The organism is Shigella sp. FC1967, from assembly GCF_001743005.1.
Classification (GTDB): domain Bacteria; phylum Pseudomonadota; class Gammaproteobacteria; order Enterobacterales; family Enterobacteriaceae; genus Proteus.
Window position 1 is genome coordinate 1 of record NZ_MIIZ01001146.1, and the last position, 646, is coordinate 646.

A 646-nucleotide genomic window follows, 5' to 3' on the forward strand; every position below is an offset into this window, starting at 1 on the left:
GATGTCCACTGATTGGTTTTTGGTGAAATGGCTGAAACGTTATCGTTACCCGCCGTACTAAAGAGCACACCCGCAAACGGCAACGAGCGATAACCTGATAATAGTGGAGCCAAGTTATTGGCGAGTTTTTCACATCCTTCATACTGCAAAAAGCGAGCTAAAGCCAGTAAATAGGTCTGTGTTTGATTATGTAAGACTGCTTGTGTACCTTGTTCCACTAATGCAGGTAAAAGCGTTTTTAAGTCATTGGAAAGCGTTTTCAGCCGTCGCCTTGAAAGGAGCTGAATAAAGCACGGTGGGCGTTTTCATCTGTGGTTATTTCGCCGTTATTACTGACGTTCCAAAGCCAAATGGGGGGCTTGCCAGCGTAATTGACGAAAGAGCTGGTGGAAATAGCGGCTTGCGGTATCGGTGTTGGTCGAATTTAAGTGATTAAATAAGGAATGACCCAGCGGTTGTTGCGATAAATTATTTTCTGATACCCAAATAACGGCATCAAGTGGACGACGGCGACGTAGCTGTTTTAGATCTTGAATTAAATTTTCATCCATAGGTTGATGGATATCGCCACCATAGATAAGCAATGTGCCGTTACTTTCTTGCCAGATCTCCGTTGTTAGGTTGGGAGTGAGTTTTTCGATAGCAA

Annotated in this window: 2 protein-coding genes; both read right to left on the reverse strand. The window is 43.8% G+C overall.

Going from position 1 to position 646, the window contains the following annotated elements:
* The coding region (locus BHE89_RS19445) for a hypothetical protein (RefSeq protein ID WP_141008348.1) at positions 1–218 on the reverse strand (218 nt) is incomplete at its 3' end.
* A gap of 111 nt (positions 219–329) precedes the next feature.
* On the reverse strand, positions 330–646 hold a 317-nt coding region (locus tag BHE89_RS23985; protein WP_171742546.1), incomplete at its 5' end, for a hypothetical protein.